The organism is Haloarcula amylolytica JCM 13557 (genome assembly GCF_000336615.1).
GTDB lineage: Archaea > Halobacteriota > Halobacteria > Halobacteriales > Haloarculaceae > Haloarcula > Haloarcula amylolytica.
In genome coordinates this window covers 1-15,474 of sequence record NZ_AOLW01000074.1, presented here as the reverse complement: position 1 = coordinate 15,474, position 15,474 = coordinate 1, and the positions used below count along the sequence as shown (strand labels likewise).

Here is a 15,474-nt window from a genome sequence, read left to right as displayed (position 1 = left end):
CGCTTTCTATGACAGGCTCTGTAAGGCTAGTTCCCAACACGATTGTACAGTTCGATAGCGTCAACTACGTCGTCATTGCGGTCCATATCGGTTTCAAGCTCAACGTGTGCCGTTTCGGCTATCATGTCAACGATCCGCTGGCGTTTCTCCGCTGTGTCAAACTTCTTATCCAGAGGCTCTCCGACACTGATCTCAATCGACCAGTACTGGTCTGGATACGCGGTCCGCATATTGTACGGCGAGTCATGATATGCCAGCCGGACTGCATACGCTGATATCGTTGAGTCGATATCGGCGTACTTCTCTGGGACCTGTTCCTCTTCTAATGTTATCTCTATGATATCACGCTGTGGATGGCCGTGGCCGGGGCGTGGGCGCTGTTCATTGTTATACGAGCCGGCGGACATCGTCTTCCCGAAGTTTGCTGGTCCGAGCCACCAGATCACCGTTCCGTCAAGATGATACGGGAGCTTGCTGGTGTTTTTAAATAGAAGCGCTTGATACCAGAACCAATCACTCCCATGAATCTCGGTGGAAATCTCCATCTGTGCATTGGCGGTGAAACTATCCCCACCAAGTGGGTCACCAGTTGCTGGATGTGTGTTGTTGTTTAGCGTCTCGATAAGTGCGCTGTCGTAGTTATCAAGATAGCTGAAGTCATCCGACCAGTTAGAATCGTTCTTGGCCTGAAAGTAGACGCGGTCTCGTTCTTTGACTTCCTCGTCTTCTTCGCTTCGGGCGTCTGTTGGCCACTCTTCTTGATAGAACAGTGGCGGATCGTTGCTCGCTGGTAGCGGGCCTCCTGTCTCGTCCCAACCCGTTGAGCGGCCTTTTCCTTGGAACGTTGGCTCCTCAGTCTTGTCAGGAAGGAGCATCAAGCGAGGCAGTAGTTGTGCAATAGCGTGGTCCGGAAGCCCTGCTGACCGGAACTGTGTTGCCCAGTCCAGTGCCTGAGTGCCAAGCGACCCGAATTTCAAAGACCCGTCGCCCGCGTTGTCGCGGATCGCATCGATATCAACATCAAATTCACTGGCCTTTTGCTCGTCTGGCCATGCAACTGTTCCACCACCGTGTCCGCCGTGTCCACCGTCGACTTCTCCAGGCAGGTAATTGCGGAAGATTTCGGGGATGTACCGTTCTTCGTATGTCGGAAGGAAATCTTTGATCGTCGTCTCTGCTGTGAGTTCAGTTGGCTGAGTTGAGCTAGACTCAACAGTCAACGTTGTCTCGTCGGTCGCAGTAGAGCCACCTGAACCGGTAACAGTGAGTGATACAGAGTAATCGCCAGCACTCTCGAAGGTTACCGTTGCATCGACTCCACTAATCTGCTCTTTCTCGTCGATATTCCACTCATATGTGGTGATATCACCCTTTGAGTCCGAAGCACTAAGAGTTACTGATTCATCCACAGATGTCGTCGGCGCTTCCGGATCAATAACTGCAGTGAGTTCACTTCCGTTGTCGCCGCTACCATCCTCAACTTCACGGATTTGCTTCCACATATTGGCGTCGGTCGTAGGCTCGTCACCGCGGGTCCACCACTTGGCTTCCCAGATGTACCCCTCGTGCCTCACTCGATCGCCCTCGGTGTATGTGGACTCTCGACTCCATTTCGGTGGCTCCTCAGATCCCCCACCATTGCCTCCATCGCCGACAGGCCCGGTTCGTTTCCATACGCTTTCATCCTGTGCTGGTTCCGTTCCTTTTGTCCACCACTTAGCCTCCCAGATATACCCGTCATGTTTTACTCGATCACCGCCAGTATAGGCCGTCTCTTCGTCCCAGACCGGTACCTCATCAGCAGCCGCTGCTGTACCAGCACCACAGAGGGCTGCGATCAGTGCCGACGTGGTCTGCAGGTATGACCGTCTATTTTGTCTCATAGGTTCTCGTGAATCGCATCAAGTAGTACTTCATTCTTGTCGCCGGAGAATGTCCAGAACATCATACCACCGAAGTCGTTCTCGATGGCGTACTCCGTTTTCAACCCAACTGACCTGGCGTTGTCATAGCTGACGAGAATGTCTTCGCTCTCGGAATAGATCCATGGTACCTTCGCGGTATCGTCCCAGGATTCGGCATACTTGTCACTGGGGGCAAGATTGTTTTTGATATCCCAGAACTCCATAATACCATTATCCTGCCCCCACGTCCCGTCGGGCGATCCCTCGAAGGGCTGATACAGGCCGTTATTGTCTTTGCTCGCGACGTTCCCAAAGCTCCGGCCGTAGAAGGGGAGCCCAATTGAGAGCTGCTTGGAGTCAAAGGCAGTGTCTGTCCAGTACGACATTGATGCGTCCACGTAGAAGTCATCTGCTCTGGGCGATGGGTCGTCATCTGTACCATACAACGGGGACTGATGGTTAGTATTCTCATCGAAGGCCCCGTGATAGTCATACGTCATGACGTTCAGGTAATCAAGCAGTTCGGCATTGTCGTCGTGATTTAGCCCTTGGTTTTTTTTCTGGTCCGCTGAGAGGGCTGCGGTCAGCAGATACTCCTGCCCGTCTTCCGATTCGGCTTCGTCAAGCTGGGACCGAACTTCACGCAAGAGCTTTGAAAACCGTTCTTTGTCCCCATCGCGGACGATGTTATCTGATTTCCCACCGCCACCTGGATACTCCCAGTCAATATCAAGACCGTCAAAATTATGCTTACGCATGATTTCGATGGCAGTAGACGCAAACCGCTCACGGCTTTCCTGTGATTCAGCGGCATTAGAGAAGTACTTGGAATCGTTCCAGCCACCGATTGAGAACAGGAACTTCGTTGTCGGGTCATCAACCAGTTCATCGAAACCAGTATGATCGTGCCACGACTCGGGTTCCAGAACTCGCATCGCAGCGTTCTGCTGAATGTAATCGACTGCCCCATTCTGGTTGACTGTGAGAAACGCATAGTTGACGTGGGTCACCTGGTCAAGTGGGATATCTCCCGGATAGTACTCGCGATCCCACTGAGACCACTGCATATAGTAACCAGTCACGCGTTTGTCAGGCATGTCGGCAACGGTTACCGTTGCCGAATCAGTCGACGTTTCGCCTGACTCATCGGTAACAACGAGCTCAACGGTGTATTCTCCTGCGGTATCGAACGTGTGCGTGACTGTTACACCGCTTGCGTCCGAACCATCACCGAAGCTCCATTCGTACGTCTCAATGTCTCCGTCAGAACCGCTAGCATCGAATTCAATCTCCGCGCCGGGTGCAACAACGGACTCATTGACTCCCAGGTTTGCAGTGAGGCCATCGCCATCACTATCATCCACTTCACGGATCTGCTTCCACATATTAGCGTCAGCCGAGGGCTCGTCACCGCGGGTCCACCACTTGGCCTCCCATATATACCCCTCGTGCCTAACACGGTCTCCACCAGTATAGGTGGCTTCTGCATCCCAGGCTGGTGGGTCATCAGAGTTCCCGTCATCACCGCTATTTCCGTCATCAACCGGACCAATGCGTTTCCAGACATCCTTCCCCGTGGCCGGTTCTGTGCCCTTCGTCCACCATTTGGCCTCCCAAATGTAACCATCGTACTTCACCCGGTCGCCGCCGCTGTATGCAGTCTCTGAGTCCCATTCAGGAGGGTCATCAGAGGCCGATACTGCTGTACTTGTGCCTGTTATTAATGCAAATAATGCCGATGCGTTCTGTAGATATGTTCGTCTGTCTTGCTTCATTTTTATCTCGTGGCTGGAACCAAGATATAACACATATCCTGAATGCCAGCTTAATTGAACTCGCCGGATGCCACACATATATGTCTTTTTGAATGTGGATTCGTTCAATACTGTTTATTGTTGGACTATCCGTCTTTAGTTAGTTCCCACACCACGGTTGCGTACGGTAGCGAGCGTCTCTTGCAGCATCGGTCGCTGCTGATGGATTTTCTGTCCGTCCTCGATAAGTCGCTTTAACAGCGGCGGTGGCGAGTAGCCGAGAAACTCGCCGAGGCCGTGAGGGTGAGTTGGGCGTGCGACCTTCTGGCCGCACGCCAAACGCTCCAGCAGAACACAATCTCAACAGTAGTCTGCTCGGTGACCAGATCTAACAAGTCACGGCTCACTAACAGGGACAACAACGCCGTATACGGCAGAACTTCCGCAATATACTTCTTACTCGTGTCGCACTCATCGAGGCTGTACTGCGTCTTCACCTCACGAAGCAGCAGCTCTACCTCCCACCAATATCGATAGATCGTTGCGAGCTCCGCCGGCAGGAACTCTTCTTTCGGCAGGATATACAAATGGTAACCGTCGGCGTTCCCGTCGCGGACGCTGACGACGCGAAACCGCCTACTATTCGTGCCCGCGTACTCGTGTCGCTGAAACGTCGCTTCGACCTCGACATCGATGTACTTCCGGGAGGTCGTCCACGACATACTCAGTATCTCACAAAGCCGGTTAGTTGAGACGTCTGTTTGCTGCGAATGTGCTTAGCAAACAGTGAAATCCACGAGGACCAACTCCTTAACTTCCTCGTCAACCGGCTTGACGAGGACGTTTCTCTCGGTCTTGCGAACAACGCTGAACTCAACGCTGAGGATATCTACGAGGTCCTCGTCGGCGCGACCGCCGACGGGACCTCGATCTCTACGCTATGCAACTCCAGTGAAGACTCACCATCAGCAAACGCGATCCTCTACTATCTGCAGACAAAGTTCGAGCCGGGACGGCTCGAACGAGTCGCAAACACGCTCCTCCGGCGGGAAATCGTTGAACTCCTCCCCGAGCAGGTGGAGGTCTGCGCAGACCTCCACCTGCGACCCTACTACGGTGACGAAGACGATACAGAGGGCCTCTACCACTCCGAGGCTAAGCGCGGAACTACCGCGTTTCACGCTTATGCGACACTCTACGCACGCGTGAGGAACAAACGGTATACGCTGGCGGTGCGCCGTCTCGAAGACGGCGACACCGCCAGCAGCGTCCTCGCTGAGTTTCTTGGAGTACTCGACGGCCTTGACGCCGAGGTCAAGGCCGTCTACCTCGACCGCGGATTCTACGACAGCAAGTGCCTCACGCTACTACAAACACACAACTGCGCCTACGTTGTCCCGATCATCCGGTGGGGTGAGGCGATTCAACAGGAACTCTCGGAAGGGTGGAGTCGCGTCATCCAACACGACCTGACAGGGAAACTCGACGGTCACAGCTGGACCGTCGAGTTTCCCGTCTACATCGACTGTACGTACCTGAATGGACGATACGACGAACACGGGGTGGCGCGTCACGGGTACGCCGCTGACGCGCCGTTCATCGAGACACCACGCGATGCGCGATCCCACTACAGCAAACGCTTCAGTATCGAATCGAGCTATCGCTTGTCCGAGCAAGCGATAGCGACGACAACGACACGGAGTGCAACGGTGAGGCTGCTGTACGTCGTGGTGAGCCTACTGTTGCAGAATGCGTGGCGGTATCTCCACTACGAATACGTGGCACGCCGCGCCGAGGCGGGCGTTGCCTCTGGTGGTGGCCGTACAAGGAGTTCGTCAATATGGTTCGACGAGCCGCGTGGACGGCCCTCGCGGTGCGTCGGGCCGTCCCCTCGAATCGGCCACCGGATGACCGGTTCCACCGGTAACAACGACCGAGCCAGCGTCTTCGCAAGTGGCAACGCTGTCGCGTCGGCGGCTGATTGCCGCCGACAGCTCCATCCAATTCACCCGTGATTGCCTAGTGAGAATTAACAGTAGGTTCACTTCGACACAAAACTCACGCTTCAGAATCGGTTAGCCGAGAGCGCTTTGTGAGGTACTGAGTATCTTCATACAAAAGTGTATGGTGAGATTGACTGGCTTAATTGAGATCTGCTCTTGACATTCCTCTTCTAAACCAGCCATGACAAGATTTATATGTACTAGGTCAGAAATGACATATGTGAAACATAATGCCGCTAATCAAGAGGACAGTATAGTGAAAAAGCAATTTGGACGGCGTCAGTTCCTTCAGGCGACAGGCGCTGCACTTGCGACAGGTGCAGTCGCCGGAAAAAGTGCAGCTGCGTCTCCGGATAAGTCCTCATCAGAAGGCGTAGAACCGTGGTCAGATCCGGAAACATGGGATGGATCAACTCCAAGTGCCGGAGATGAGGTGACGATCGGTTCAGATAAGCATATACTACTTGACCAGAGCACACCGGACTTAGGGGGTGTAACAGTTCATGGCGTTCTAGAGTTCAAAGATGGGGGCTACAGAGAACTCACAGCTGATTATCTTCTGGCTGAGAGCAATGGACTAATTCAAATTGGAACGGATGATGATCCCTTCGAGAGTAAAGCAGTTATTACCCTAACCGGCTCGGAGACGGGCGAAAGTATTAGAGGCGAAGATGACATGGCTATTGGTACTAACCTCTTTGGTACCTTCGACGGCGGAACAATTAATATTCACGGCAGCTCCCGAGAAAAAACTGACTGGACGCAACTCAGTGCTACTGCTAGTGCGGGCGACACGCAAATCAAGCTAGCGAAGTCAGTAAACTGGGAAGAAGGTGACGAGATTGTAATCGCTCCAAGCGGTACAGATCCCAAAGAAGCCGAACGACGCACGGTCAAATCAGTCGTCGGCGATTCCGTTGAGCTAAACGCCGCGCTGGACTACGACCACTTTGGCGAAGTGCAGAATGCTGGTGGGCAGGAAATTGATATGCGTGCCGAGGTTGGCTTGTTGACCCGCAATATTGTCATGCGCGGTGCGAATGAAGTCTCTAACCCCGGTAGCGGCAACTCATACAGTAATCCGACAAAGGGGAGCACTAGTCTTGAGTATGAAAGTGGATTTGGTGCCCATGGCATCTTTGCAAAAGACCCCAATGCGGTCCAGATTGAGGGACTGGAAGTTTACCACGCTGGACAGACTGGTCATCAAGCGCGATATCCGCTACATTTCCATCACGCTAACGAACAATCAGACTCGTACATTGCTCACAACAGCGTTCACGATAGTTACCAGCGAGGCTATAACAGCCACGGGACTGGTAGCGTAACATATAAACGAAATGTTGGATACGATATTAACGGTCATGGCTTCCTTGTAGAAGAGGGGCTTGGGGCTGAACAAAACAACGAGTTCGTAGAGAATCTGGTTGTATTCAATCGGCGCGTTCCCCAAGAGGACCGGCCCTTCGGAGGTGTTGCTAGTGCAACGGGTGATACGAACGAACAAAACGATTTCCGGCCAGGTGCCTTCTGGATATCCAATCCAAACAACATTCTTAAGGGTAACCACGCCGCTGGTGGCCACCTCGCAAACGGATTCTTCTACGATGGCCGTGGTGGGTTCGAAGTCGATTCGGATGATATCGATATTACATTCAAGAATAACACAGCACATACGTACTCCACAGAGGGAAAACTCCGATACAAGAATCTTGCTCGCGGATTCGGCGTACTTTTCCAGATGTTCCCGGATGTGCTTGAGCAGTTCCCTGATGATCTGATTGCTCCTGAACATAGTATTGAAGAGCTGACAGCGTACAACAACGGACACTCGGCAGTTTGGACAGAGTGGCGCCATACGACACTGGAAAACTCTGCTATCGCCGACTTCCGGGTTGGCCATTTCGCACTTGGTGGGTCAACGACTCGTAACAACCTCTTCCTTAGTGATTCTGACAACCATGTTGGCCGAGGAGGAGGGGACGGCAGTTTCTTCACATTTACATCTGACAGCGGCGGGTCAGATGATGCTGGAGAATATGATGACGCGATTCAGGAGTTGCTGGAACAGGGACAAGATGGTATAAGAAAACCCGAAGACACTGCGGAGGCTGAACTCTACACCACGGATACAGAGACATCGGATCAAAATAACAAGACTGATTATACCCAAACAACAGAGGCAGGAGCTAATAGTACCGGCTTGTACACAACCAGCGAGTACTTGGATGACAGCAGCCGAACGGCAGTGTTCAATGACACAATCTACTACCGTCAACGACCATCGAATGAAGGAAACAACTACGAGAACGTTGACCTCCCCAAAACTTATCAGCGTACTAGAATTCTTGAATTGTAATTTCTTCTGCCCCTTCTGAGGTTTTGCTCCAGTGAACTCAGGTGTAAGCTGGACACTTTGGCCAGCCGAGACTACCAGACAGGCGTGGTGCTCGTCTTGGGCTGGTCATAGCACTTTGGCGCGTCTGACTTAGCGGGTATTGATCCCACGTTCGAGAGCACTGGGTAGCGACCGGCCACGTTTCTGGACCGCGGTCAAGCAACGTCACAGCTCAGCCAGCTAACCGTGTTCTGGGGTCCCACATAACAGGACGAATATCGTAGGCAGATACTGTTCCAGCATCGAGAAAATCACGCACCACCTCTGGTCGTTTCTGATCTTGCGCTCGCTCCGTCTCCGTTGTGGTGACTCCATCAATCAGTTCAAAACCCAGGAAAGATCACTCACACAACGTTACCGCCTCCGCCCACGAGATTCCTGACTCTCTCGAAGGCATCCTTGCAGGGTCGATAATCGTCTGTTACCTGACGCTGATATAATACTTACTCTATGGTGCTCCACTAGCTATACAATGAACTACGGCTACGGGCCGCAACAGCGAACAAAAGCTACTGGTGGGAGACCTCAAGACCAGTAGCGTGGTGATTAGAGACCTACTGGGCTTATATCGCGAGCTTTAGTTGTTGCCAGTCTCTGTGAACGACACGGTGTAGTTGCCGTCTCCCGCATGGGAGTCAACAGCGACGAGAATACCTAGATCTTCACTGACATCGTCCACAGTTATTGACTCCTGACTGTCAGAACCTGTCGATGACTCGTCATTGCGATATCTCGACGGCCAGTACCCTTCACCCACATACAGATCGAAGTCGGCATCAGACGGTCCCTCGAGTGTGATCTCAACCGAGCAGGTGTTCTCGAACTCGAGTTCCCATTCCCAAGATTCGTCGTCCCACCAGCCACTTAGCGACGAGTTAATCGTGTCTTCCGCCGTCTGACTACACTGACCGCCATCATCGCCATCATCGCCATCACCGCCATCATCGCCATCATCGCCATCACCGCCATCATCGCCATCATCGCCATCACCGCCATCATCGCCATCATCGCCATCACCGCCATCACCGTCACTGCCAGCGTTGACGATTGCTGTCGCATCGACGCGGCCCGACCCTTGCTCTTCGGAACCGAGTCCGATGTCGACAGCAGTTTCCTTCAGTCGCTGTCGAAGTTCTGACTTCGAGAGGTCCGGATCAGCCGCGAGGCCAAGCGCGGCGACGCCGGCTGCGACCGGACACGCCATCGACGTTCCCGACTTCTTGCCGTAGCCGCCGTTGACTGTCGTGCTGAGAACGTTGACGCCGGGGGCACAGACCTCGATCGACGGGCCGTACTGCGAGAAGTTCGCGAGATTCTCGTTGGGATCAAGCGCCGACACCGCGACGGTCTCGTCCCAGCCAGCCGGGTACGAGACACCACGAACACCGTCATTCCCAGCAGCGACGATCTGGAGGCTCCCTTTGTTATCAGCGTATTTCACCGCCTGTCTGACGACATCGTATTGGAGGCGGCCAAGCGACATATTGATTATGTCAGCCCCCTGGTCTGCGGCCCACTGAATCCCGTCGGCGACCCCAGATATCTCGGTGTTACCGCCACCGAGCACTCGGACGCTCAAGAGTGTTGAATCGACCGGCCCCGCGACACCGATTCCGTTGTCGGTGTCGGCTGACGCACAGCCTGACACATGTGTCCCATGGCCGCGACCATTATCCGGGAAGGGGTCTGAGTCGTCAGCGGTGAAATCCGAACCCTTGTTCGAGCCGAACCGGCTCGAAAGATCTTCATGGTTGTAGTCCGTTCCTGTGTCAACCACAGCGATAGTCACGTCGTCACTTCCGAAGGTCTGATCCCAGGCACCCGCAGAGTTGACCAGTTGTGGCGCATACTGATCGCCAAACCGGGGATCGTTTGGCGCCTCCATCGTCACGTCCTTTTCAGTGTAGTTTTGATGATGATACTCGAGGTCGTCGATATTATCGAGGTCTTCATTAATCGAATCGAGCTTCGACTCGTCAAGACCATCGGGCAGTTCAACAGTGAAGTATTCCAGATTCTCGTTGCGCTTGCGTTCTTGGACAATAGATGACTGTTTCACATGGCTCTGAATAGCGTCGATAACCTGCTGTTTGACTTCTTCTAGATCAGTATCCGTCTGAACTCCACAGACCTTCTGCTTGACACCTTCGTTCGGGGCTGAACCCTTCTCAGCGACGACAGTATTACTCGCGAGTGCGCCCGCACCCAGCGCGCCGAGCCAACTCATGACGTCACGTCTGCTCAGGTTCTCAGTCATCGTAGCCCCCACATAGTGCGCCAAGTGTAGTCTCACACCGCATTCGAGCCTTGTTCGATGATTGCGTCCACGACTGGCCGCCGTTTCTCGGAGTTACTATTCTGCCCTTGTTCGTTCGGCATTGCTGTCTGTCTACCATAGTTTCCTCGCACAGTGGATCACGGCGGATGTGATCCCGCTGCAGACCACCGTTGAACCTCATGTCATTTCAAATTATCTTTTTGCTATTCATTTAACCCTGAACTGTCCATCGTGCGGGTTGTTGGCATAGACTTTGTTACATCCCGTGAGAACCATGTTTCCCAAATGCTCCCCGCGCCCGTAGCTGGTCACAGTAATGACATCGTCACTAGGCGTGTGAGCAGTCCTCAGTCCCGTTCTCGATGGTAGGGGTATCATGATACTACGATCACAATCAACAGATGGCGAAGGGAGATCACAACTGTTTTTAATACTAACTGTATATCGGCAGGATAGGTTCTGGTCCCCGCTCCTCTTCCAGTTGAACCCCACCTGATCCATCGGTTGGTATGGGTCCAGAACCTGTCATCGTCGGTGACGACTCCCTGCGGTGGGTGTCTCGCAATTCCCCCCCAGACACCCACCGTTTCTTACCAGCAAGCGTGGAACTACTGTGTGTTAGCTGTGAACAGTGAAGTTGGGTTCTCTGCCAGGTTAACTCTGGATTTGAGTGGCCATCGGGTGGACAGCCCCATTTTCAGTATGGTATTTCAGCGCATACCTATCATTCAGCGTATACGTTCCTGTTCACATATCGAGTTCGCTCCGGCTACTGGGGTTCACACGGCGTGTGAACTGAGGGTGTGGTAGTGGTGCTGTGGTTGCTCAGCGTTCGCTCAAAAGCGTACCACACGACGTACGCAAAACAAAGGTCAGAACCGGTACGACCAGTGTGTCTGAGAGCAGTAATCGATGTGTGACAGGCCGGATAAGCAGCCGCGTACTTAGCATTTGTATATGCCACAAAATAAGATATGAATAGTTATATGCGACTACTGTCAATAATCTGTACGGCTGCCCGTCAGATACGGCCTCATGACGATGTAATAATATAATAGATCTCAGGGGCCAGTATCACAGCGGCCGCTACAATCAGAGAATTCATAATATATGATACGCACGCATCTCAACCTTGGGATATGCAGAGAACCCCATTCGACCGATAGTTCAAGTGTTACAAATACCGCAGTTACACGACTTTTTTCGGATAGCGTCGTTCAGTCAGGCGGAGCACCGCATCACGCGTATGTGACAGCATTGGAGGGCGAGCGATGAAGCACCGTCGGCGGGCAATACTGAAACAACTCGGTGCACTCAGCGCTGTCTCGTTCAGTACAGCGGGAACCGCGATGGCAGTAGATTGCAGCGGCGTTGACGACTGGGAAAGCGGCACATCCTATCAGGCCGGCGAAAAGGTCGTCCACGGCGGTTCGCTCTGGGAGGCTGACCAGTGGAACTGGGACCACGAACCCGGTAGCGACGACAGTTACCAGCCATGGAGCGAACTCGGCAGTTGTAACAGCGGTGACGATGGCGGAGACGGTGGCGATGGTGGCGACGGGAACGACTCACCGACCGCTGATGTGAACGTCTCACCCAACTCACCCGAACCGGGCGAAACCGTCGAGTTCGATGCTTCGGGATCCACTGACCCCGACGGTGTTATTGAGAGCTACGAGTGGGACTTCGGAGACGACTCGACCGGGAGTGGAGAGACCACGAGTCATAGCTACGAGTCCGAAGGCGAGTACACGGTGACACTTACCGTGACCGATGATTCGGGTGCGAGCGGAACCGACTCGACGACTCTCTCGGTCAGCAGTGCTCCAGAGCCTCCCGGTGACGAGTTCAAAGTTATCGGCTACTATCCGGGCTGGAAGGCCGAATCGCCGTACGACTATTACCCTGAGGATATTCCCTGGGGCAAGGTCACCGACGTGCAGTATGCGTTCCTCGGCGTCGACGCGGAAAACTCGGTGCCCACGATTATGAGCGACAAGGACCGGGAGAACCTCGAACGGCTCCGGGAGCTCAAGAGCGGTCCGGCCGCTGACACGCGGGTCAAAATCTCGGTTGGTGGCTGGGCAGACTCCGAGGGGTTCAGCAAGATCGCCAGCAACGAGAGTAATCGCCAGAACTTCGCCGACCGCTGTATCGAAATTATCCGGGAGTACGACCTCGACGGCATCGACATCGACTGGGAACATCCTGGAAGCCAGCAGGGCAAATGTGGGTGTGGTAGCAACGAAGACTACGAAACCCACGTCGACCTCTTACATGCGCTTCGTGATGCTCTCGATACTGCGGGACAGGAAGATGACCAGCACTACTCACTTTCTGTCGCCAACGGTGGTTCTGACTGGAACGCCGGGGGGCTTCGCCACGGGGAGATCGGCGAAATCTGTGATTATACGATGATTATGGCCTACGATTTCACCGGCTCCTGGATGGACGTTGCCGGACAGAACGCGCCGCTGTATGGCGACGCACACCCCATGGAGAACACCCAGTACGGCGAGCAGTATCATGACCAGTACTACGTTGAATACGCTGTTGACCAGCTGTATGCTGGGACCCACGACGAAACCGGGTACTGGCCTGGCCAGTGGGAATATCCGCCGGCCGACCCTGCAGAGAACAACGAACTAGTGCTCGGGCTGCCGTTCTACGGCCGTGGTTTCAATGGCACGGAACTGTATTCGAGCTACAGCGGGCTGCCCGAGGGAACTTGGCACGACGCGCTCGAAGACGGTGCCGACCCAACGGGTGCTTTCGACTTCGGCGATCTGCAGGCCAACTACGAGGGACAGGACGGCTGGACCAAGGAATACCACGAGCCTGGCACAACGCCGTATCTCGTGAACGAGTCGGAGGAGACTATCATCAGCTACGACGATCCACAGTCCATCGAGGAGAAAGTCCAGTTCGCTAAAAAGCGTGGTATGCAGGGCGTGATGGTCTGGGAACTCTCACAGGACTATAACGAAACGCTCCTCGACACAATCAATCAAACAAGCTGATATGAAGCAGACACGTCGAACTATCTTGCGAACGGCGTCGTCACTCTCGAGGCTCGCAGACCTCGCCAGCACGACGGCAGCGGCGACGGACTGCAGCAGTGTCTCAGCCTGGGCTCCCGAAACAGTGTACACTGACGGTGATCGGGCTGTCCACGTCGCCTGAATATAGTAAATTTATGTTGGGATTTAACAAATAAATAATATGAATACAGAAGCTGCAGAAGAGGCTGATCGTGAGTCAGCTGTGCCGGTGATCAATGCCATTGAGCAGATTGGTACTCGATGGAGGGTGAATATAGTTTATGCTCTTAAAAACGGAGAACTCAGGTTTAATGACCTCAAACGAGAAACAGGAGCAAGTTCAAAGACGCTATCAGAAAAATTAGATGAGCTCGAAAATAACAATATAATTGATCGCAGAGTGGAAAAAGATTCTCCGATAGCAGTATATTATTATCTTACATCAAAAGGTAATGAGTTACTTCATGCACTCTCCGCACTCAGTGAATGGGAACAAAATTGGGCTAACAGGGATACATGATCATCTGTATTGGCGTGTTGAGTTGATACAAACGCTACTACGCCATGAGAGCGTGAACTAAGACACGGGGCACAAGAGATCGACCGCTATTCCAAGCTGTAGAGCACGTCATGTTGACTAATCCCTGTGCAAAAGAATCCGAGTCATGAGCGTTACAGTCTGGATGCTGCGCCCGCAGCATCCGGAAAAGCCCGAATAGGTGAATCTCTTCTTCACCCACTGGCCTTCCGGGTGAACAAGCCATATACCCCGGAATGACTATGTTTAATCACTAGACGGCGCCGGATTAGGTCGGCAGAATGACGGCGTTGAAGCGGGAGACTTCGCAATGTGTCTACGCTAATCTCCCGCTTCACTGAGCGAGTTAGCTTCGCAGTTAAAAGAACTGCCGATGATTGGGACGAACCTGCCGCCCCAGAAGGGGGCAGCGGGTTCACCGATGCAGCGATGATATCCATCCACTGTCTGCGGATTTACCTTGATACGACCTACCGAATGGCAATCGATCTTCTGAAAGAGATGCCACAAATATCGCGGGATATAGGCCTTGAAACGTCCAATCTCCTGCATCCACCTACGTTATGTCTCGCTTTCGACAGAATCGAGATGGCGGTCTGTCGGACGCTTCTCCAACAGTCCGCTGATCTTCACGACACTGGACCGATCTGAGCGATTGACGCCACGTTCTTCGAGCGCTCGCCTGCGAGCCGCTCGTACTGCAACAAGACGAAATACGAAGTACAGGATCTCAAAGCTGCGAAACTCATCGATACAGAGACAAACGCTATCCTTGATTTGCACTGTACGACCACGCGGGAAGGAAGTGACGCCGAGCAGCAACTCGCCCGCAGGCACGCGGGCGAGTTGCAGATCCTCACCGCTGACAAGGGGTTTGACTGTACATGGCTCCGTGAATACCTCCGAGAAGATCTCAAGATCCGTCCGTTGATTAAATACTGCATCAACAAGCCCTACGATCACGCTCACAACGCCCGGATTGACGACGACCTCTATCATCAACGCTCCAACTCAGAGTCAGTCTTCTCCTCAATCAAGCGCTCGCTGGGCGTCGCCCTGCGAGCGCGTGCTTGGTACCGTGAATTTCGTGAACTGGCCCTGATGTGTGCAGTATACAATATCAAGAAGACCACACAGCGGGAGATTCCACTCCCATCAGGTGATTAAACACGGCCCATCCAACAGACTAGTTTTACGCTTTCTTATACGGAGACTAGGTGCAATACCACGCCGTCACTGCTGATCGTATAGTCGGTCTCTCTATTGGCGGGCATTCCTCGCTTAGGAAAATCACACTGTTACAAGATGGCACCGTCTAATTCTGAATCTCCTCAGCTGGCGTTTTTCGGCAAAGAGCTTGGTTTGGTTGCTCGTGGTTGTAATGGTGTCTGAAGCGCCGTAGCCACCACTTCGTGCTGGATTGACTGCCACTCCAGAAGGAATAAAAGGCGGTCGACTCGCATAGCCACAGTCTCAGTACTTCACAAAGCCGGTTAGTTGAGAGGTCTGCTTGCTGAAGGTGTGTCCAATACCAAGCAAGCAGACGGTGAAATCCACG

The 15,474-nt window shown here is 53.4% G+C and carries 6 protein-coding genes and 4 pseudogenes; 5 read left to right on the top strand and 5 right to left on the bottom strand.

From position 1 onward, the window contains the following. Window positions 1-26: 26 nt before the first annotated feature. From C442_RS20585 to C442_RS20575, 3 genes and pseudogenes are all read right to left on the bottom strand, one after another. Window positions 27-1,883, bottom strand: coding sequence for a carbohydrate-binding protein (locus C442_RS20585; RefSeq protein WP_080504367.1), 1,857 nt, complete (start codon window positions 1,881-1,883; stop codon window positions 27-29). Then, the gene (locus C442_RS20580; RefSeq protein ID WP_080504366.1) at window positions 1,880-3,679 is read right to left on the bottom strand and encodes a glycosyl hydrolase family 18 protein; all 1,800 of its coding nucleotides are present in this window, start codon (window positions 3,677-3,679) and stop codon (window positions 1,880-1,882) included. Before C442_RS20580 ends, C442_RS20585 begins: the two co-directional genes overlap by 4 nt. A gap of 139 nt (window positions 3,680-3,818) precedes the next feature. Next, a pseudogene (locus C442_RS20575) lies at window positions 3,819-4,365 on the bottom strand (IS4 family transposase); the annotation flags it as partial. 63 nt (window positions 4,366-4,428) lie between these two features. On the opposite strand from C442_RS20575, the pseudogene C442_RS20570 reads away from it, so the two are divergent. Continuing rightward, window positions 4,429-5,585: pseudogene (locus C442_RS20570) on the top strand (ISH3 family transposase). A 296-nt stretch (window positions 5,586-5,881) separates the two neighbouring features. Beyond that, window positions 5,882-8,020 (top strand): G8 domain-containing protein, encoded by a 2,139-nt coding sequence (locus C442_RS21335; RefSeq protein ID WP_204366259.1) that lies wholly within the window; start codon window positions 5,882-5,884, stop codon window positions 8,018-8,020. 616 nt (window positions 8,021-8,636) lie between these two features. Here the strand turns inward: C442_RS21335 and C442_RS20560 are convergent. Then, window positions 8,637-10,286 carry a S8 family serine peptidase gene (locus C442_RS20560; protein WP_161606650.1) on the bottom strand — a complete coding sequence of 550 codons (1,650 nt, stop codon included), beginning with the start codon at window positions 10,284-10,286 and terminating at the stop codon, window positions 8,637-8,639. Between the two features lie 1,322 nt (window positions 10,287-11,608). On the opposite strand from C442_RS20560, the gene C442_RS20555 reads away from it, so the two are divergent. The 3 genes and pseudogenes from C442_RS20555 to C442_RS21325 all read left to right on the top strand — a co-directional run bounded on the left by C442_RS20555 (window position 11,609) and on the right by C442_RS21325 (window position 15,083). Then, window positions 11,609-13,357 (top strand): glycosyl hydrolase family 18 protein, encoded by a 1,749-nt coding sequence (locus C442_RS20555; RefSeq protein ID WP_008313936.1) that lies wholly within the window; start codon window positions 11,609-11,611, stop codon window positions 13,355-13,357. 202 nt (window positions 13,358-13,559) lie between these two features. After that, entirely contained in the window at window positions 13,560-13,898 is a 339-nt protein-coding gene (locus C442_RS21330) for a winged helix-turn-helix transcriptional regulator (RefSeq protein WP_008313934.1), read from the top strand. Window positions 13,899-14,228: 330 nt separating this feature from the next. After that, a pseudogene (locus C442_RS21325) lies at window positions 14,229-15,083 on the top strand (IS5 family transposase). Between the two features lie 148 nt (window positions 15,084-15,231). On the opposite strand, the pseudogene C442_RS21320 reads toward C442_RS21325, so the two are convergent. Beyond that, window positions 15,232-15,391, bottom strand: a pseudogene (locus C442_RS21320) (IS6 family transposase); the annotation flags it as partial. Window positions 15,392-15,474: the final 83 nt, after the last annotated feature.